The organism is Anoxynatronum sibiricum (assembly GCF_039414295.1).
Lineage (GTDB): Bacteria > Bacillota > Clostridia > Peptostreptococcales > Tindalliaceae > Anoxynatronum > Anoxynatronum sibiricum.
On sequence record NZ_JBCITM010000006.1, the window covers coordinates 57,350 to 77,188 of the forward strand.

General features: G+C 47.4%; 19 protein-coding genes. 4 read left to right on the forward strand and 15 right to left on the reverse strand.

What is annotated here, in order from left to right; all coding sequences use genetic code 11:
• The first annotated feature begins 125 nt into the window (after positions 1 to 125).
• The 3 genes from AAIG11_RS07385 to AAIG11_RS07395 all read left to right on the forward strand — a co-directional run bounded on the left by AAIG11_RS07385 (position 126) and on the right by AAIG11_RS07395 (position 4,025).
• Entirely contained in the window at positions 126 to 761 is a 636-nt protein-coding gene (locus AAIG11_RS07385) for a TetR/AcrR family transcriptional regulator (RefSeq protein ID WP_343185601.1), read from the forward strand.
• Between the two features lie 91 nt (positions 762 to 852).
• A complete protein-coding gene (locus AAIG11_RS07390) occupies positions 853 to 3,207 on the forward strand; it encodes an ABC transporter permease (protein WP_343185602.1) in 2,355 nt (784 codons plus the stop codon).
• Between the two features lie 65 nt (positions 3,208 to 3,272).
• The gene (locus tag AAIG11_RS07395) at positions 3,273 to 4,025 is read left to right on the forward strand and encodes an ABC transporter ATP-binding protein (RefSeq protein ID WP_343185603.1); all 753 of its coding nucleotides are present in this window, start codon (positions 3,273 to 3,275) and stop codon (positions 4,023 to 4,025) included.
• 57 nt (positions 4,026 to 4,082) lie between these two features.
• Here AAIG11_RS07395 and AAIG11_RS07400 read toward each other — a convergent pair whose 3' ends face one another.
• The 3 genes from AAIG11_RS07400 to AAIG11_RS07410 are packed head-to-tail and all read right to left on the reverse strand — an operon-like array spanning position 4,083 to position 6,554.
• The gene (locus tag AAIG11_RS07400; RefSeq protein ID WP_343185604.1) at positions 4,083 to 4,901 is read right to left on the reverse strand and encodes an ATP-binding cassette domain-containing protein; all 819 of its coding nucleotides are present in this window, start codon (positions 4,899 to 4,901) and stop codon (positions 4,083 to 4,085) included.
• Positions 4,901 to 5,905 (reverse strand): glycine betaine ABC transporter substrate-binding protein, encoded by a 1,005-nt coding sequence (locus tag AAIG11_RS07405; protein ID WP_343185605.1) that lies wholly within the window; start codon positions 5,903 to 5,905, stop codon positions 4,901 to 4,903. The genes AAIG11_RS07400 and AAIG11_RS07405 overlap by 1 nt, the downstream gene beginning before the upstream one ends.
• Positions 5,865 to 6,554, reverse strand: coding sequence for an ABC transporter permease (locus AAIG11_RS07410; RefSeq protein WP_343185606.1), 690 nt, complete (start codon positions 6,552 to 6,554; stop codon positions 5,865 to 5,867). Before AAIG11_RS07410 ends, AAIG11_RS07405 begins: the two co-directional genes overlap by 41 nt.
• 315 nt (positions 6,555 to 6,869) lie before the next feature.
• On the opposite strand from AAIG11_RS07410, the gene AAIG11_RS07415 reads away from it, so the two are divergent.
• Entirely contained in the window at positions 6,870 to 7,349 is a 480-nt protein-coding gene (locus tag AAIG11_RS07415; protein WP_343185607.1) for a DUF6530 family protein, read from the forward strand.
• A gap of 18 nt (positions 7,350 to 7,367) precedes the next feature.
• Here AAIG11_RS07415 and AAIG11_RS07420 read toward each other — a convergent pair whose 3' ends face one another.
• The 12 genes from AAIG11_RS07420 to AAIG11_RS07475 all read right to left on the reverse strand — a co-directional run bounded on the left by AAIG11_RS07420 (position 7,368) and on the right by AAIG11_RS07475 (position 19,833).
• Complete coding sequence (locus AAIG11_RS07420) at positions 7,368 to 7,577, reverse strand: hypothetical protein (RefSeq protein ID WP_343185608.1); 210 nt, start codon at positions 7,575 to 7,577, stop codon at positions 7,368 to 7,370.
• Positions 7,570 to 8,745 carry an ArsA family ATPase gene (locus AAIG11_RS07425; RefSeq protein ID WP_343185609.1) on the reverse strand — a complete coding sequence of 392 codons (1,176 nt, stop codon included), beginning with the start codon at positions 8,743 to 8,745 and terminating at the stop codon, positions 7,570 to 7,572. The genes AAIG11_RS07420 and AAIG11_RS07425 overlap by 8 nt, the downstream gene beginning before the upstream one ends.
• Positions 8,746 to 8,933: 188 nt before the next feature.
• Positions 8,934 to 9,419 (reverse strand): MarR family winged helix-turn-helix transcriptional regulator, encoded by a 486-nt coding sequence (locus AAIG11_RS07430; RefSeq protein ID WP_343185610.1) that lies wholly within the window; start codon positions 9,417 to 9,419, stop codon positions 8,934 to 8,936.
• Between the two features lie 103 nt (positions 9,420 to 9,522).
• Complete coding sequence (locus AAIG11_RS07435) at positions 9,523 to 10,002, reverse strand: hypothetical protein (RefSeq protein ID WP_343185611.1); 480 nt, start codon at positions 10,000 to 10,002, stop codon at positions 9,523 to 9,525.
• 131 nt (positions 10,003 to 10,133) lie between these two features.
• On the reverse strand, positions 10,134 to 11,231 hold the full coding sequence (locus AAIG11_RS07440) for an RDD family protein (RefSeq protein WP_343185612.1): 1,098 nt from the start codon (positions 11,229 to 11,231) through the stop codon (positions 10,134 to 10,136).
• Positions 11,232 to 11,534: 303 nt separating this feature from the next.
• Positions 11,535 to 12,464 carry a mannose-6-phosphate isomerase, class I gene (gene manA, locus AAIG11_RS07445; protein ID WP_343185613.1) on the reverse strand — a complete coding sequence of 310 codons (930 nt, stop codon included), beginning with the start codon at positions 12,462 to 12,464 and terminating at the stop codon, positions 11,535 to 11,537.
• A 28-nt stretch (positions 12,465 to 12,492) separates the two neighbouring features.
• Complete coding sequence (locus AAIG11_RS07450) at positions 12,493 to 13,350, reverse strand: ROK family protein (RefSeq protein ID WP_343185614.1); 858 nt, start codon at positions 13,348 to 13,350, stop codon at positions 12,493 to 12,495.
• A 204-nt stretch (positions 13,351 to 13,554) separates the two neighbouring features.
• Complete coding sequence (locus AAIG11_RS07455; RefSeq protein ID WP_343185615.1) at positions 13,555 to 14,508, reverse strand: substrate-binding domain-containing protein; 954 nt, start codon at positions 14,506 to 14,508, stop codon at positions 13,555 to 13,557.
• A 78-nt stretch (positions 14,509 to 14,586) separates the two neighbouring features.
• Positions 14,587 to 15,600 carry an ABC transporter permease gene (locus AAIG11_RS07460; RefSeq protein ID WP_283409942.1) on the reverse strand — a complete coding sequence of 338 codons (1,014 nt, stop codon included), beginning with the start codon at positions 15,598 to 15,600 and terminating at the stop codon, positions 14,587 to 14,589.
• Between the two features lie 21 nt (positions 15,601 to 15,621).
• Positions 15,622 to 17,136, reverse strand: coding sequence for a sugar ABC transporter ATP-binding protein (locus AAIG11_RS07465; RefSeq protein ID WP_343185616.1), 1,515 nt, complete (start codon positions 17,134 to 17,136; stop codon positions 15,622 to 15,624).
• A 209-nt stretch (positions 17,137 to 17,345) separates the two neighbouring features.
• A complete protein-coding gene (locus AAIG11_RS07470; RefSeq protein WP_343185748.1) occupies positions 17,346 to 18,791 on the reverse strand; it encodes an ATP-binding cassette domain-containing protein in 1,446 nt (481 codons plus the stop codon).
• A 22-nt stretch (positions 18,792 to 18,813) separates the two neighbouring features.
• Positions 18,814 to 19,833: a sensor histidine kinase gene (locus AAIG11_RS07475; RefSeq protein WP_343185617.1), complete on the reverse strand. Its 1,020-nt coding sequence runs from the start codon at positions 19,831 to 19,833 to the stop codon at positions 18,814 to 18,816.
• Between the last annotated feature and the right edge of the window lie 6 nt (positions 19,834 to 19,839).

Here is a 19,839-nt window from a genome sequence, read left to right on the forward strand (position 1 = left end):
GAGCTCACATGCCATTCCGATAAAAACGTCACATCATCTGGCTGCCAGCGCTTCAACCGCCTCAACACCGACTTGACCTTCTCTTTTATAACTGGCCTGATTTCGTCTTGATGGAGGTGAGTAACATGACCCGGATTATAAAAGACTATGATGTGCGCAAAAACGAAATTCTGGATGCTGCAGAAGCTTTGTTCTATTCCAAAGGATTCGAAAACTGCACCGTCAACGACATTCTCAAGGTGGTTGGCATCGCCAAGGGCACTTTTTATCATTATTTTACTTCGAAGGAGGCGGCGATGGATGGCGTGATTGACAGAAATGTGGACAACATTGTCCATCGGGTACAGGCAACCCTTGAAAAGTTTAGGGCTGATCCGAATGAAAAACTGATGCATGCTTTTCTGGCCATGCGGGTTGATGATCACACTGCCCATCACACACTGGAAGACATGCACCAACCCGCCAATGCCCTCTTACATCAGAAAAGCCTGAAGCAGCTGATACATTCCCTGGCACCCATTTTGGCTGACGTGATTCAGGAAGGGATCGACCAACAAATCTGGCGGTGTTCCCAACCTTTGCAGTGCATGCAGATTTTTCTGGCGGCAGCCCTATCGCTGACAGACGAAGGTATTTTTGAAATGGATGCCGATTCTCAAATGCTGATCATGACAGCACTTATTGGCACTCTGGAGAAAATGCTGGGAGTTCGTGAGAATGAGTTTCTGAAGCAGTATGGCGCCCACTGGGCCACTGAATAATGACCCTGTCGCTTTACCGCGCTTTTGAGAATGCTTTTGAGAGAAGGGTGGATAAATGCAAAGAAAGACGGATACCTATGGAGGAAGATCGATGAACTGGATCATCATTAAAAATGATTTTAAAAGAAACAAAGTGATTCATGCCGGCCTGCTGTTGTTCATTATTTTTTCAGCAAGCCTGGCTGTTTTGTCTGTGATGGTGGCGTCCCAAACCCTGACAGGTATTTCAGACCTCTATCGCATCGCCCAGCCCCCCCATTTTCTTCAAATGCATAAAGGAGAACTGGACCAGAGCGCCATCGATACCTTTATGACCAGCCAAGATAATGTCATTGACTGGCAAACCGTGACCATGCTGAACGTCTACGGCGACCATCTGACCATTGTGGGCACGGGTGATACCACCACCCTTTCTGATTTGCGGCTGGACATTGGTCTGGTGAGACAAAATGAAACCAGGGATCTGCTGCTGGATGCCGCCCATGAAAAGGTGGTTCTTGGCGAAGGCGAGGTGGGCATACCTGTTCTTCTCAGGGAAATGTACGGCATGGAAATCGGCGACCGACTGGTGTTTTTCAATGGAGATGTGATGAAAGAACTGGTGATTGCCACCTTTGTGCTGGACTCTCAGATGAATTCACCCATGACTTCTTCCACCCGAATCCTGCTGAGTGATCATGATTTTGAAGCCCTGTCAACTCATATCAGCGAACATGAGTATCTCATTGAAGCCTATCTCAATGATCCAAAGGAGGCTTCCGGATTAAAAACCGCCTATGAAAATGCTGGGCTCCCCCAAAACGGCCCCACCATTACCTATGCCATGATCTTTATTTTAAGCGCTCTGACAGATCTGGTAACCGTATTTGTCCTCCTTCTGGTGAGCCTTCTGTTGATCATGGTGGCTTTCATCTGCATCAGATTTACCATTCTGGCAACTCTCGAAGAGGAGATTGTTGAAATTGGTATTATGAAAGCCATTGGTCTTTCCTTTAAAGATCAGCGAAATCTTTACCTCCATAAATATCGATTGCTGGCTGCGGCAGGCATTTTATCCGGTTATGGCCTCGCCCTTTTGGCCAGTGGTTTCTTCACCCGGCACATCAGCACCACCTTTGGGAAAAACACACTCGCAGTATCCGCCATTGCCCTGTCCCTTGCCACAGCCTGGCTCCTGTATCTATTAATTATCCTCTACGCCAAAAGGATTCTGAAGCGAATCCGAAGGCTGACGGTTGTGGAAGCCCTGGTCAGCGGTAAGGGTTTTGGGAAAGAAAAGCAGTTTGAGAAACAGGGACTTTATCGTTCCAGAAAGTTGTCTGTCAACTGGCTCCTTGCCCTCCGGGAGGTTTATCATCATTTCAAGGACTGGAGCGTTCTCTTTGCTGTTGTGATGGTGACTGTACTCATGATGCTCATCCCCACCCATTTGATGAACACCTTTGAATCCCCGGTATTTATCACCTACATGGGCAGTTCTCTGAAAGATATTCTCATTGAGGTGGAAAGCGGCGAGCACCTTGCAACGGGCTATGCAAAAGTCAGGAATGTACTGGATGGCGATCCGGCCATTGCCAGTTATGATGCGTTCCGAAGGGTGCGTGTTCAGACGATTGATGGCGACCATCAGCCCTTCAATATTGATATTGACGTCGGCCTGCACGCCGGCAGCGGACTTCAGTACCTCACCGGCCAACAGCCTGAGGCTGCTCATGAAATTGCCCTGTCTTATCTGAATGCCAGTGAAATGAAGAAGGCACCGGGGGATACCGTCATTATTTTCCTTCACGGCGAATCCCGTGAGTTCATTGTTTCCGGAGTCTATCAGGATGTCACCAGCGGCGGTTTTACGGCAAAATCAGCCGATGTTTTCCCGGAACTGGCCAGTACCAAGTACGCTTTCTCTGTAAGCCTGAAGGATGGTGTTCACGCCGAGAGCAAGGCAGATGAGTGGTCGGCCATCATTGGCACCGGTGTCGAGGTGGATCCCATGGATCAGTTTATCAACCAGACACTGGGCGGCGTAGTCAGTCAGCTCAGGCTCATGGTTCTCGCCATCATTCTCATGAGCGCCTGCCTGGTGATGCTTCTCACCGCTTTGTTCATGAAATTGCGTATGGCCAAGGATATATGGGAAGTTGCCATCTTTAAAGCGGTGGGGTTTTCTGAAAAGGATATTCAAAAGCAGTACCTTATCAAAACAGGCGGCGTGGCCCTCATGGGCATTGTCACGGGAATCTTGCTGACCCGTGCACTGGGAAGCCGTATCATCAATGGGGCCCTCAGCTTTGCGGGCATCGGCATCAAACAGGTTGAACTCATTGCAGACCCGCTGGTCACCTATCTCATATGCCCCCTGTTGCTGCTGGCTCTGGTTCTTGTTGTCACAGGCATTTCAACAGGAGCTGCCAAAAGACACAGCATTATTTCGATGATGAGCCAATAGACATTTACCCGCACAGAATCGTCCCTTTATCGGAAAAACCAAACAATTATTCGAGGAGATTTGAGATGAAAACACTACTGGAAGTCACAGGGTTGGCAAAAGACTTTGATGGGGCACAGGTTTTAAAAGGGATCCATCTCACCGTTTATAAAGGAGAGCTGGTGGCCATCATGGGAAGATCGGGATCAGGAAAATCCACCTTGCTGTATGGGATCAGCGGTATGGACAAACCATCTTCCGGCAGCGTTTCATTATTTGACCGGGAGATCACATCCCTGGATGATGACCAGATGAGCGAGCTGCGCCTGAGGCACATGGGCTTTGTTTTCCAGCATGCCTACCTGCTTCACAAGCTTTCTGTGATGGATAACATTGTGCTGCCAGGGTTTAAGGCCGGGGTCCTCTCCCGGGACGAGGTGAATCAGCGGGGAAAGGATTTAATGGAAAAAACCGGCATTTCTTCTGTGGCGGCTCATGACCCGGGAAAGGTTTCCGGCGGCCAGCTGCAACGCGCAGCCATTTGCAGAGCATTGATTAATGATCCTGATATTCTGTTTGCCGACGAGCCCACCGGCGCATTGAACAGCCGCGCCACACAGGAAATCATGGATATCTTCAACCTCATCAACCGCGAGGGCACCACTGTTGTGCTGGTGACCCATGATGCCAAAGTGGCTGCCCGGGCAGACCGGATTATTTTCCTGGTTGATGGATTAATTCAGGATGAACTGGCTCTGGGAAAGTATGCGACGGATGATCAGGCACAGACTGCCCGGGAGAAGAAAATCTTTGAATGGTTGGAAAATCAAGGATTTTAGAAGCATTGCAGAAAATGATTCAAAAAAAAGATCCGAATTACCCCGGATCTTTTTTCTTCAGTTTAACGCAGGTATTTCTTCCGTTATCGCTTCGCTTTTCAGCGCTTCTTCGTACATACGGGAAACATGGTCGTCATCCAGCAGTGCAAGATACCCTTTGTTTCCCAAAAAACGGCGAACAAAGTCATTGGCCGGTTTCAACACCAGTTCCCGGGGGGTGCCGGTTTGTTCAATCACGCCCTGGTTCATCAGCACCACCCGGGTACCCAGCTTCATGGCTTCCTGAATGTCATGGGTCACAAACAAAATCGTATTGTTCATTTGCCGGTGGATGGCCCCCATTTCTTCCTGCAGTTGATTTCGGGTGCGTTCATCCACTGCTCCAAAGGGTTCATCCATCAGAATAATTTCCGGTTCAGCCGCCAGTGCCCTGGCTACTCCCACCCGCTGCTTTTGACCACCGCTGAGTTCACGGGGATAGCGGGGCATGAACTCCCGGGGCAGGCCCACCAGGTCCATGAGCATTTCTGCCTTTTGCTGCTGCAGTGTTTTGGGAGATTTCTGAAGCGACAGGACATAGGCGATGTTTTCCGCCACCGTCATGTGGGGAAACAGGCCAATGTGCTGAATCACATAGCCGATTTGCCGCCGCAGCTCCACAATATTCCACTCACTCAACAGTTTGCCGCCAATTTTCACATAGCCGGTGTCAAAGGGAATCATCCCGTTGATGATTTTCAGCAGGGTGGTTTTTCCGCAGCCGGATTCACCCAGCAATGTGATAAACTCTCCTTTTTCAACCTGCAGGTCAAGCCCTTTGAGCACGTCTCCTTCACCATAGGATTTCGTCACCTTCTGAAACTCAATGACAGCCATTATGGCAGCAGTCCCTTCTCTCTCAGAAAGTTTTCAGCCACTTCTCTGGGGTCTTTGTTTTCCACTTCCACCGCGTAATTCATGGCAATCATATCTTCATTGGTAATTTGACCTGTCAGCTTTTCCAGAACAGCTTCCAGCTCAGGATACTTGTCAAGCGTCTCCATGCGCACCAGAGTGGCGGCATGATAGGCGGGGAAAAAGTGCCGGTCATCCTCCAGCACCACCACATCGACTTCCTGCAGCTGGCCGTCGGTGGTGAACACTGCCAGGGCGTCCGTTTGGTTGTTGCGCACCACATCATAACGAAGACCAATGTCAATTTCCTTCAATGATCCAAACGCCAGCCCATACACCTCTTGCAGGCCTGGATAGCCATCTTCCCTTTCGAAGAAATCGGCGTTGGTGGCGAAGGTGAGCGTCGGGCTGACTGCCACCAAATCAGTAATGCTGTGCAGCTGGTGAGCCGCCGCCACTTCCCGGGTCACGGCAATGCCATAGGTGTTTTCAAAACCATACAACCCTGTCCAGTGAATCTGGTATGCTGCTGCATAGGCTTCTTTGGTGGCCTGGTACAGTGTCTGGGGATCAGCGATCAGATCTTCCTTTAGAACAAACAGCCATCCGGTACCGGTATACTCCGGGTAGATATCGATATCCCCCCGCTCCATGGCCGGGTGAATGTTGGAGGTGCCTCCGCCGATGCCATGGTTCAGCTCAACTTCAATATCTGTTTCTGCTTCAATGAGCAACCCCAGCATTTCAGCCAGCACATACTGTTCCGGCATGGGTTTACTGGCAATCACCACTTTGTTTGCTTCCCGGCTGCCGCAGCCGGCCAGAAGAACGGCCGTTACCAGCAGCGTCAACAGAAGGAATACACCTCTGAAACCAGGTCTGTGAACAGGGTGGTGGCTATGGTTGGGACTGTGGCTTTGGCGATGGTGATCCCGCTGGCCATCTTCAGGTTTTGACTCTCTCATGGTGCAGCTGCGTTTTTTCATGTTTTCCTCCTTCTCCCAGATAATGGGTTCGCAAGTATTGTTCGACTTTCTCCAGCATCATATCGGTGATAATGGCAAAAAGGGCGATGAGCAGACTGCCTGCAATGGTCATTTCCGCATAGTTGGTGGAAATCCCCCGCCAGATGGCACGCCCCAAACCACCTGCTCCAATAAATGAAGCAATGCCCCCCAGGGCAATGGTCATCACCACCATGGTGCGAAATCCGCTGAAAATCACCGGCAGCGCCAGGGGCAGCTGAATGCGCAGCAGCAACTGTCCAGGGGTACTGCCCATTCCCTCGGCCGCTTCCATAATCTCTGGGTCGACTTCTATGAGGCCGGTATAGGTGTTGCGAATCATAGGAAGCAGCCCATAGAGAATAATGGCGATGAGGGCACTGCGCAACCCAATGCCGGTGATGGATACCAGAACGCCAAAAAGTGCAATGGAAGGAATGGTGAATAAAAAACTGGTGAGCCGCAACAGCAACCCGGCCATCCATTTGTTTTTTGTCATGGCGATTCCCAACACCAGCCCCAGCACTGTGATAATTCCCACGGCGATCAGGGTGATATACACATGCTGAACAAAAAGCTCCCAAAAAAAATCGGAACGGTCACGATATAACTGCAGAATTCGAATGGGCATGTCATCAACTCCTTTAACCTGAACGTTCCCATTTTTACATCATACCCGAACCTCCAAAAAATAAGCAATTGCCACCCGCCTGTTCCCGGGAAGATTTCAACTGCACGATGAAAAAAACTTGACAGAAAACACGGAGGCGCGTATATTAATATTACTAGCTTACTAATTTACTAAATTAGTAAGCTAGTAATATTTTCTATTGCTTGCTTGGCACCTGATGAAGTCGACCCCTGGCAATGTGCCTGTTCCGTGAATGATTGGACTGGCAAGTTAGATGTTTCCTGGTTTCTGTGTTTTCCAAAGGAGGAAAATAAAATGAAGATCCCAACCAACTTAAAGCACAAACCCGTAATTGTTTCTGAGAACTATGGCAATGTGGATGGGCATTATGCCTACAATACCGATGCCCAGGGTTTATCACTGGGCCTGGCTCAATGGAATGACCGGGGCAAGGTGGATATCTCTGCCAAGGTGTGGCGCCACACCGGTGGTAAATGGTCACGGCAGTCGGAAGAGCTTCCCCTGCACCGGGTGCTGGATCTGGCGATTTTAGTATGCCGCACCAACCAGTATTTTCGGGATGCCTACCGGTTCGAAAAGCTGTATGACCCGGAAAACCCCACGCTGGATCGCGTGGGGCTTCAGGGAGATGCCATGACGGTGGCTGTATGCACCGATAATGAAAGAATTGACGAAGACATTCAACTGTTCAGCCAGGCATTGACGGAGGACGGTGAACTGATTGGTGAACGCCTCAGCACCCTGGCCCGGATTCTGCGGGAAATGGGGTATTAGCATGGACAGACAATGCCATTAGTCAATATTGATGGACTTCAACTCTTTGGATGAAGAGGACTCCCTGTCTTTGCGGACAGGGTTATCCCTGTATTCTGTCACTGCTTCCAGAATGGTGTTCCCCAGCTTTCGCACTTCGGCAGCCTCGTCTTCCGGCAGGTGGTCGATCACATTGTCCATCATGCCCAGTTTCAACTTCACCAGTCCTTTGATCAGGTTTTCATTCATTTGTTTCACCTCCAAACTCAATGCGAAGACTACTTTCCTCAAATTTTGCTTTCTGAATGGTATAGTTCAGCAGGGTGCGGGGTAATGTGATATTCCGTTTTCGGCTGCCCACCCTGATGAGCAGTTCATCACCCTTTTGGTTCAGGTTGATTTCACCCTTGTCGGCAAAGGGCATGTGAATCGTCAGGCGGTAACCCTGTTCCGTTTTTTCGATGACCTGAGACCTGCCGGTGTACATGATGGCTTCAGGTGTTTCGTCACCAAAGACGGCCTCTGCCATACGGTTCAGCATGTGCATCCCCACCACCTCTGTTTCGAAAAGGGGGGCGTAATAGATGGGCAGCGGACTGAAGCTGTCGATGATTTCTTTTCTGTATTTGTGCTGGATGTCCTTCCACACCATGAAATAATCGTCGGTGACTGTATCGGGAATCACCCGGTTGACCACAATGGCATCCACATTGAAGTCATAAAGATTCAAATAAGTGAAGCTGCGCTGGGCCTCCTTGATCACCATTTTCTCCGGATTCACCACCACCCGGATGCTGGTGATCTCTTTGTTTGAGAAGAGCTGTTTCATTTCGTCAAGATGATAATACAGGTTGTCGATTTCATTCATCACGTCACTGGAAGGCATGGGAATCCCCAGGAGTGGCTGCATCACAGGACCAAATACCTTAATGGCCTTTTTTTTAAGCGGAAACAGTTTTTCCATCCACCACCGGAACATATCGGGAAAACTTAAAAGGGCCAGGCTTTCACCCGTGGGGGCACAGTCAATGATAATCACCTCAAAGCGGCCTTCCTTATAGTATTGCAGTACCCGCAGCAGGCTGAGCAAATCTTCCATGCCGGGGAACATGGTCAGCTCTTCGGTGGTGATATCTTTCACTGCCTTGGCGGTGAACAGTTCGGTGAGGTAGTGCTGCACCTTTCCCCATCCCTGCTCCATTTCATGAATGCTGTCAATTTCCTGGGCCCACAGGTTGGGAGCCACTTCTTCCGGCTCAGGGGTCAACTTTATATCCAATGAGTCGCCCAAACTGTGGGCCGGATCTGTGCTGACCACCAGGGTTTTCAGGCCCTTTGCAGCACATTTTGCCGCCGTTGCCGCTGCTACACTGGTTTTTCCCACGCCGCCCTTGCCTGTGTACAAAATAATTCTCATGTGATCCTTCCTCTCTTTTCGCCTGTTTTTGATCAGTAGTTCGGGGTAATTGTTTCTTGTTGCGAATACTTCGTACCTCGTAATATTCAGGTAAAAAAAAGTCATTGTCATCTTATGAGCCGTTTCGCTGTCCCTTTTTCTTCGCCCATTGATTCATTAATTGATTGATTGATGAACATGGCATGTTTCTATTCAATCTCGATTCGTTTGATCCCGGTTTCCTGAACCACTTGTTCCTCTTCGGATTCTTTTCTTTGCTTCAGTTTCCGGAATACTTTAAGGGCAATGCGCATTAATAATTGGTGTTCTTCAACTGTCAGGTCATCCATGATCATGGCAAAGTATTCTGACATCACTTTTTTAAAGTTATCCACCAACTCCTGGCCAGCCTCTGTCAGCACCAGCACCACGATTCGCCGGTCTTCCTCACTTCGTCCCCGTCTGACATACTGCTGGCGCACCAGGCGATCCATCAGACCGGTGGCGGTGCTCATGGGAAGACCCATGGTTGCTGCCAGTTCTGTCATGGTGGTATTCTCTTTTCGGGAAAGATACAACAACGCAAACAGCTCTGTTTTGGACACTTTCATGTCCAGCTCAAGCCATTCTTCCGGGAAAAAGATTTTTTTCAGGTTGTCTGTCACAAATTGCAGAAATTCGTCTGATGGGTTCACTGTTTCTTCCTCCGAACATTTCGTTAACCGAAGTATTTATTTCAGTATATGCCTGTTTAATCTGAATGTCAATGGTTTTGTCAAAAATAGTTGACCCGCCCTTTTATTTCCCCAGTTTGAAGGGAATGGTACGCAAAGCTGCACCGATGAGAATGAGCATATAGAGGGCTATGTCCAGCATAAGTCCCACCTTCAGCCCCCAGGAAACCAGCGAGTATAAGGCGAATAGACCTGTTGCCTGGAGGAAGGTGCGCAGGTGCTGACTGGCAAAGCGAAGGCGTTCTTCTTCTGTTGCCGCCACTGCTTCTTTATACGAAACATAGTTGATGTAGTAAACTCGCTGGGTTTTTAAAATCATGTAAAACAGCCCTGCCAAAAGCAGATTCATCAGATTGAGCCACACCAGTGTAACTGCCTTAGCGCCCAGTACTTCTCCCCACCTGGGAGTAACGATGGAGAAAATACCGGCACATACGAAAAATACCAGAAACCACAGTCCCAGCATACCGTATGCCTTCACCGGGTATTGGTTTCGGTTCCCGCTTTTCTGAAAGACCTGCTGCTCATTCGATTGACGTTCCATGGTGATTTCCTCCCTGACTGTCGACAAAACAAAACGAGGATATGGGATACGCTTCGTCATCTTAACCACTTACCCAATATGCCACCGATGCCTGATGACCACGGGGTTTTATCATATCCTTCATCCGGCTTCTACTTGATCTTTTCCAGCCTGAAAATCACGTGGTGATACTGCTCTTGTCCCTCTTTGGGAATTGACCTAACGCCCACCTGGTCAAACCCACTGCGGGTCACTTCGTTGGTGATGCGCACGCCGGCAATTTCACGGGCATAGCTGTCCCGCTGACTCAGCATTTCCTGTAATCCGGACCCGAAGATCAACCCATAACCGCTCACGTTCTTCTGGGCACCTACAAAAGCCATCACCATCAGTTCTTTCTGGTGACTGTAGGTGGGCTGCCAGAAATCTGTGTCGGTTCGTTCCACCTCAAAGCTGACACCTGTCACCACTCCGTTTTCAACGGTAAGCTCATGCTTGGGAGGCGGCCCGTCAAAGTCAAAATCAAAATAGTAGCGGTTGGGGCGATGATCCTCAATTTCCACCCACTCCCCTGTGGCTGTCATGCGACGACTCCAGGCGCCTCTGTTGGGACGGGTTAACATGTCGTTTACATTGGCTGCATAGGTTTCCGGTGTCAAGTCTCCCCGGTGCACCGGCAGCTGGGCCTGCATGATGATCCAGAAGGCCGAGGCCAACACTGTCACATAGGCAATCGCCATGATCCAGCCCCGTAGTTGCCGGGTATCTTTCAACTGATAGCTCAGCCCTTCATCCCATTCCAGAACCTCCCCCTGCAGGGTGGCTTCGCTGCTGCGCCAGCACCTCACCAGATTATAGATGGGAATGCCATAACCCAACCCCTTGGCGAATACGCCCAGCATCCGGCTGAACCCCTGCTTGTAAGTAAGCAGGGACCCATCGGTATTGCGAATCTCCAGCCCGAATATGAACTTCCCCGGAGTGGTTCCCCAGAAAGCCAGCAGGGCCGGTTCGATCACCATCATCATGCCCAATATAATGTAGCTGTCCAACAGATTGATGAGAAAATGGTTTGGCGGATGCCACCGGATGATAAAATAATGTATGGCGGCCCACAAGATACCGTACAGAGACTGATCAAAAGACCGGGCGATCAGCCGCCGCCAGGGGTGTCCCACAACGGTTGATTCAACTTCTTTCACAGGTTTCCCATCATCAGCCATGATCTGTGTTGTTGTCGCTTCTGTCATTGTTATTCATTCCCTTCTTGTTGTCTTCACATGTCAGCTGTTCTCCATACAGTCATTTAACCCGCTCATCTCAGGAATTTTTCCCACCCATTTCCATTTCATGAGACAACTCTCAACATGACCCATTCTACGCGTTGGATACAGGCGCGTCAAGTCAACCGGGCTTTTGGAGAGTCTTTTAAATTGCGCTCTCAAAACCGTTCGCAAATTGTCGTGCTATCATGAATGACGCAAAAAGAGAACTTCTTGTTACCATCCAAAGAAGTTCTCTTATAGGATCACCACTTTCAACACGTCATGCTTTTACAAGTGAGCAACAATCATCTCCATTTCCCCTGCCATTTTCATTGAACCAAATTGTTGGGGCACTATAAAATGATCGCCTTTATTTACCTCTATCCCAGCAACGTGCCCGCTGCCTTTGATGACACTCACCAGTTTAAATATTTCATCATGCTCAAAAATTTGATTTCCGCTTACCGCCAGCTTCCACACCGTAAAATGTTCCGTTGCCACTAAACGTGTCTGACAACCACCTGCCACATGCACCATCTGCGGTATCGACTCATGGTCCTGATGGGGTATGCTGATCACATCCAAGCTCTTATGTATATCCAACTTCCTTGGCTTGCCTTCTTCCAGCCGGTTAAAATCAAATACACGATACGTCACATCACTGGATTGCTGAATCTCCAGCAGCAGGGTGCCTTTTCCGATGGAGTGGATCGTCCCTGCAGGAATGTACAAAAAGTCCCCTGGTTTAATTCTCTTTTTTTTCAGCAGCTCTTCCCATCGTTCTTCCCTGATCATGGTTTCCATTTCATTTTTGTTTGCCGCACGATGACCCAGAATGAGCTCAGCGCCTTCTTCGCAATCCAGGATATACCAGCACTCTGTTTTTCCCCGTTCACCATTCTCGTAGTGGTGGGCATAGTGGTCATTTGGGTGCACCTGAACGCTTAAGTCCTCTTTTGCATCAATGATTTTTATCAGCAACGGAAAAGTGGCTCCTTTTAAATTTCCAAAGATAGACTTTTCATGTTGCCACAGCCAGCTGAGTGTTCGACCTTCATGCATGCCATTGATGATGGTGCTGTCTCCATTTGGATGTCCGCTGACCGTCCAGCATTCACCGATCTTATCGCTTGCAAGGGTCGTATCAAAGTACTTTGCAAGCCGGTTTCCACCCCATATTTTTTCATAAAACAGTTTATCTAAAAAGAGCAGCTCCATCAGATTCTCCTTTTATATCCTTTTTGTGTTATATAAGTTGATGCGCCAGTATCAGTCCGCCTGTAATCCCTGCATTGTTCCCCAGTGACGGCAGCACGATATACTCATCTACCGCTGGTATCTCCACATAGTCTGCCAGCATCAGAGAGAACTCTTTTTTGACAAACTCCAATACCTTGCTTTGGCTCATGACGCCTCCTCCCAGGACTATTTTTTCCGGCCGAAGTATGAGGGTGTAATTCACCAAGGCCTGGGCCAAGTAATAGCCAATCATCTCCCATATGGGATGATTTTTGTCCAGTTCTTCCGCTTTTACTCCACATCTTTTCTCAATGGCAGGGCCCGAAGCGAGTCCTTCCAGGCAGTTTCCATGGTAAGGGCAACTTCCTTGAAACGGGTCTTTGGAATGATTTCTTAAGAGGATATGTCCCATCTCTGCATGGCCGAAACCTTCTAGAAATCTGCCGTTAAAAATGGCACCACCTCCCACTCCAGTTCCAACAGTGAGGTAGAGGCAGCTGTTTTTATCTGTCGCACTGCCTAAATGGTATTCTCCCAGACAAGCCGCGTTCACGTCGGTGGTCCAGCCAATGGGGCACTGATAATGCTTTTTCATTTCGCCCAGGAAGTTGTAATTTCTCCACTTTGTTTTGGGGGTAGAAGTAATGTACCCGTAGTTAGGCGCCTGATGATTAATGCCAATGGGTCCAAATGAACCAATCCCCATGGCTTGAATGTCTTCGCAGGCATCAAAAAAACCAATGATCTTTGCCATGGTTTCCTCTGGACAAGTTGTTGGAAAGGAAGTTCTGTCTATGATATTAAACTGGTGATCCCCTACTGCACACACAAATTTAGTTCCACCTGCTTCAATGGACGCCAACATATTGATCGCTCCTTCGTGGTATCTCTCATACCCCCGGCAAGCCCATGTTATCACATCTCTATGGGCGATGGATACTTCGCTAAGTTTCACAAGCATCGCGGCCTGTCTCTTAGAAATGAAAACCCAGCAACCACAGACTGTACCATGTGTCAGGTTGCCGGGTTTTCTATGAAAAAAGAGAAGGCATTTTAACAGCCCTGTTTATTACAGGGATGACTTGTCAATCACCGACACACCTGTGTCAACTAATTCGTCTGCAATCGTCTCTCCTTTAAGTGCTTTAACTGCAGTTTTCATGCCTTCGTAACCCATCACATCAGGATTTTGTGCCATTGTCGCCAGTAATTGTCCTTCTGAAATCAACTGCAGGATGGTGTCTGATTTGTCAAAACCAACACCTACAACGCCGCCGCCAGCTTCTTTAATGGCATTTCCTGCGCCCACTGTTGAACCTTCATTGGCGCCAAAGATTCCCACGACCCCTTCAGTAATGTAGTTGGCCGCAATGTCTTGTGATCTCGCCGCGTCCCCTTCGCCATACTGTGTCTGCAAAAGCTCAAAGGCTGTGCCTTCAAATGCTGCTCTAAATCCATTTTCTCTTGCCACGACTGATGAAGTGGATGCATTCACATTCACGATACCAATTTTTCCTTCTGTGATGCTTTGTGCTTCCAATGCTGCCAGCATTTCCATGCCGGCTGTTTTTCCAGCCGCTTCGTTGTCTGTGGCCAGTGTCTGCACCGCAGGAAAATCTGCCGGCGAATCAACGTAAACGATTTTGATGCCTTCATTTTCCGCTTCCCTCAATGCCGAAGTAACCGCATTGGGTCCGTTGGCTGCCAACAGAATGGCTTGTGCACCGCCAGCAATCGCATTGTTGATACTCTCAATTTGCTTTGCATCATCTTTCACGTCAGGCGCCAGCCACGTGTAGCTCACATTGCCCAGTTCCTCAGCCGCCTTTTTTGCCCCTGCATCCACTGTCACCCAGTGCTGATCCATTTGATCCATGGTGATCAGGTACACCTTGAAGCTCTCCTCCGCTGCTGCCTGCCCTGCCGGTTCGCTTGTGCTGGTGGATCCAGTATCATTGGAGCATCCAACCATGGTCATCAGAAGCATCAAAACAAGAACTGCTGTCACTAACTTTCTCATCATGTTAATCCCCCTTGATTTTATTTTAAAGCTTTCGCTTTAAAGACAGTTTCAGGTGCATCGAAAAGAGCCGGGTTGTCTTCACGCTGCCGCTTTCCCTTTTTTGTTTTTTCTGTTATTGGCTCTTAAGACAATGTCTAAAAGAACAGATATAATGACGATGACCCCAATCACGATGTTTCTGATGGCCACCGGTGCACCTGCGAATTGAAGCCCGTTCTGCAACACGCCCCATATGGATGCGCCAACGATTGTACCCAGGAGTATGCCCTGACCACCCAGGGTACTGACACCACCAATCACCGATGCTGCAACAGCGTATAATTCATAGGTGGTCCCCGCATCCATGGTGCCCATACCGCTGATGGCCGTCATGATCAGGCCCACGGTTGCTGCACAAACAGCACTGACAAGATATGCTTTTGTAACGGTCTGTGCAATATTCACGCCAGATAAGTGTGCTGCATGGGCATTGCTGCCGACCGCATAAATATGCCTGCCTGTTCTGGTTTTGCTCAGGATAAAGTTAAACACCAGCCATAATCCAAGGGCAATCCAGATGGTATTAAAGAGCCCCGCTGTTTTCCCATAATAAAAGAGTTCTCTAAACCCTTCAGCCCCTGCTCCAATCGAGTCTGTATTGTAATTGTTGTTCACAATTTGGGCGATCCCCCGGGCAATGGTCATTGTTCCCAATGTGGCAATAAATGGTGGCAGTTTTGCTTTTGACACCAACTGACCATTGAGGATTCCCATGGCCAGTGCCGCCACATAGGTGAACCCAACTGCCAACCAGGGGCTCATGCCTTTGGTCATTAATGTGGCCGAAATCATACAACTCATCCCCACCACTGATCCAATTGACAAATCAATATTCCCGGTGATAAGTACATAAGATTGTCCTATGCCAATCAATATGATGGGGGCGATTTGTCTAAGCAGATTGGAAACGTTTCTGCTGGAAAAGAAGTTGGGATTTAAGATGCCGAATACAACAACCAGCACCACCAACCCCACAGAAGCCGTAATCACCTGCCCCATCCCTCTTTTCGAAAACACTTTTAGCATTTTTTTGCCGAGATCCTTATTTCCCATACCCAGTCTCCTCTGCTTTTTTTACGCGATGTCATGATGAATCTTTTTATCAAACTGCGTTGCATACGCCAGAATGGAATCCTGTGTTGCCTCTTCGATATCCAGCTCTTTTGTAATTCTTCCATCTGCCATTACCAATATTCTGTCGCTAATTCCAAGTATTTCCGGCATTTCCGACGAAACAAAAATGACACCGATTCCCTGGCTTTTTAACGCATTCATGATATTGTAGATTTCCACTTTGGAACCAACATCGATGCCCCGAGTCGGCTCATCGAATATCACCACTCTTGAGTTTCTTGCAAGCCATTTTCCCACCACTACTTTTTGCTGATTACCACCCGACAGGCTCTCTGCATCCACATCTGAGTTAGCCAGTCGTATATCTAAATTCTTAATCGCTTTCACGGTCATTTCTTCTTCTTTTGTTGTGTTCACAATCCCCATTTGGTTAACCATCATATCCAAATTGGGTAAAGCGATATTATCCTTAATGCTGAGCTTGGTGCACAATCCATCTTTTTTTCTGTTTTCAGGAGCCAGAACGATCCCCGCATTGATGGCATCGATGGGCTTGTTGATTTCCACCACTTCACCATCTATGAGAATGGTGCCTGAATCCTTTGGGTCTGCTCCAAAAATCGCCCGGGTCGTTTCTGTTCTGCCCGCTCCCATGAGCCCTGCAATGCCCACAATTTCCCCTTCGTAAAGCGAAAAGCTGATATCCTTCACCAGTTTACCCGCATTTAAATGCTGTACTTCAAAAATCTTGCGTCCCACACTTCGGTTAACCCTTGGGAACTTTTCTGTAATTTCTCTGCCAACCATATGGGCGATCACTTCTTGAATGCTGGTATCCTGAAAATCCATGGAAGTGATGTATTGCCCATCACGTAAAATCATCACGCGATCAACAATATGTTGCAGTTCTTCCAACCGGTGAGAAATATACACAATGCCACAACCTTCATTCTTTAAGCGATTGATGATGGCAAAGAGCTCGTCGATCTCCTGAGAGGTTAATGCTGAGGTTGGTTCGTCCATGATGAGTATTCTTGCATTGGTGGACAGTGCTTTTGCTATTTCCACCATTTGTTGCTTTGAGACAGACAGATCTCCCAGTACTGTGTCTGGATCAATATCCATGCTCAAGCTGCTGAGAATTTCCGACGCTTTCCGATTCATTTCCGCATCTGATAGAACACCGTTTTTAGTCACTTCCCGCCCAAGAAAAATATTTTGTGCCACAGTGAGGTGGTCGCACATATTCAGTTCCTGATGAATAATGGCTATTCCAAGTTCTTGTGCCGCGACAGGATTCATTTCTGTCACCATTTCACCAAAGATCTTCATTGTCCCTTCATCCATTGTATAGACACCTGACAGAATTTTCATGAGGGTTGATTTGCCGGCACCATTTTCTCCCAGCAATGCCAGCACCTCACCAGCTCTTAGCTGAAGCGACACCTGATCCAGTGCCTTCACACCCGGAAAACCCTTGGAAACGTTTTCCAATTCCACAATAAAATTGCCCATAAGAAACCCCCTCGTCCTGCTTCCGTCACATTGTCTTAAAAAGATACCATACTTTTTAAAAAAATGAGGTAGGAATTCTTTTGAAATAGGGGGACATTTTTTAGATATTTCGTTTTATGACTGCTTTTGATATGATTCTTCACCTTTATGTTGTTCTTCATCTCTATACTGCCTTGCAAGACCCGGTTCACTGTTGAACTGACATTCTATCATCTGACATGGGACAGTTCACTTTTGTCATAGTTTTTCATGAATACGCCGTTCTCCATCCTTAGCAGCCTGTCCGACACCGTTAAGGTATCTGCAATATTCACCGCCAGTATAATGACAGCACTTCCCTTATTTTTCAGCATATTGATGAGTTTGACAATACTGCCGCGCAAATACATGTCGGCATCAGCAAAGGGCTGCATAATAAACACCACTTTAGGATTAAATAATTCAACTCGATAATATGCCAGCTGATACAAGGATTTTGCATCCAGCGTTCTGATGTCTTTGACATCAATATCGTTTCCCATCAATAGATGGTATTCTTCTTTTATGCTTTTTAGAACTCTTTTGGGGATCACATATGTTTTCAGCTTGTAGTCCATCAGAAACGTCAGGTTTTCCAGGTATGACATATGATAAAACAGCATATTTTTGACAGGATTCTCCGGAATAAACACCACTTTGTTTTCCAGCAGGTTGCCTACGCTGATGGGATCAATGCGTTGACCGTCCAACAACCATTCGCCGCTGATCGGTTGATAAGACCCCTGAAGAATTTCGGCGATATCTTGAATGCCCTTATTATTCACATCAAGCAGCGTCACACACTCCCCTCTTCTGACTGAGAAGCTGATGTCGTCAAGATGTTCTGTCTTAAAGTGATGACATTCAAAAATGCCTTGATGCAGCTTACTTTCTCGGGTGTTGCTGTGACGGTCAAAGGCGATGATATATGGCTGCATCGTTTCCACAGAAAAATCTTTTTGATCAATCACCTTGATGACGCTGCCATTTTCCAGAAGACATACCCGATCACAAATTTCAAATGCCTCTTCGTGATGATTCGCAATATAGATGAAAGCGGTTCCTTTGCGGGCATAGGGGAGCATCAGCTCTTGAAACACGCCCAACTCTTCAATGCTTAGAAAGCTTGCCAGCTCATTAAGTATAATCAGCTGGGCGCCGGTGATCAATGCCTTGATTAACTCAATAATCGTTTTTTCAAACATGGATAACGCTGAAATGTATTCGTTGGCTCGAATCTTAACGCCCATTTCTTTTAGCAATTGATCGGTTTTCTCCTGAAGTTTTTTTTCATGAATAATGTGCTCATTAAACTGATTGTTGAGGACATTAATATTATCCGTTACTTTCAAGCTTTCGATCAGTTTTGTCTCTTTATCAATGACATACACTTTGTTGTTGGTCATATTGCTATGTTCATAGTAGTTGACTAATGTTTCGTTAAAGTAGATTCTGCCAAACTTGATGGATTTGTTTTGAGCGATCAGTTCTATCAACTGTTTCTTGCCATGATTGTTCAAGGGGATTAATCCCATTATTTCGCCTTTGAAGACATGAAAGTTAATATTGTCCAAATAAGTAATCCCGTCAATTCGACTGGTGACATTTTCCACTCTCAGAATTTCTTCCTTTATCATTGGCACCACACAACACCTCACCTTATTGGGACTCCTTCATCAGCGGCATGGTTATTTCCACATCTGTTCCTGCCCCCACACGGCTATAGATGTAAACCCCGTACTCATCGCCAAAAATTAGTTTGATTCGATTGTTGACATTCAGCAAGGCAATCCCTGCCTGGCTTTTATCTTCTTTCATGTACTCCAGCGAAGCTCCTCGAAGTTTTTTGTTCAGACTTCGCACTCGGTTCTCTTCAATGCCCACCCCATTATCCGAAATGACAATCATCAATCGTTTCTGGGTGGCTTGAATTTTTAATGCCAGCATTCCCACTCCCATTTTTCGCTCTACTCCGTGGAAAATGGCATTTTCAAAAACTGGTTGCAATGTAAGCTTTGGTATTTTTGCTTTCAAAATTTCTTTTTCTTCCCCTTGTTCCACTTGATACTCCGTATGAAAATTCAGTTTCTCTCCAAACCTGAACTTTTGGATAAGATAATAGTTCTCCACATTTGCAATCTCATCTTCAAGGCTGACAAGCTTATCGACGTTGGAAATGGTATACCTGAAGAAAGTGGCCAAAGCTTCTGTCATATTGGCAATGCTATCCACCCCTTCAATCAATGCCTCACTGCGAATTCCTTCCAACGTGTTATACAGAAAATGTGGGTTAATCTGATTTTGAAGCGCCAGGTATTCAGCATGTTTTTTAGAGCCTTCAATGAGTTCTTTTGTGTCAATGATTTCCTGAAATTTTTGAAAGGCAAGGTGAGAAGCTTCGTTAAAGTGTACCCTCACGTCAAAGACACCTTTGAAAATGTACCCTTCCTGAAACAATCTAAGTACCTTGCTTGTTTCTTTGTACGGTCTGTAAATCCATTGATATGAGAGGTAAATTCCTCCAATGATCAACGATGCATACAGCGCCAGCCACGCATAACTGCTCCGGTTTGTTGACATAAAAATCAACCGAAGACACACGAGTGTCAACAGCGAACCCATCACAAACAACAGCACTACAACTCTGGTCAATAGGTATGGTCCCCGGTTATCTCTCATTTTTTT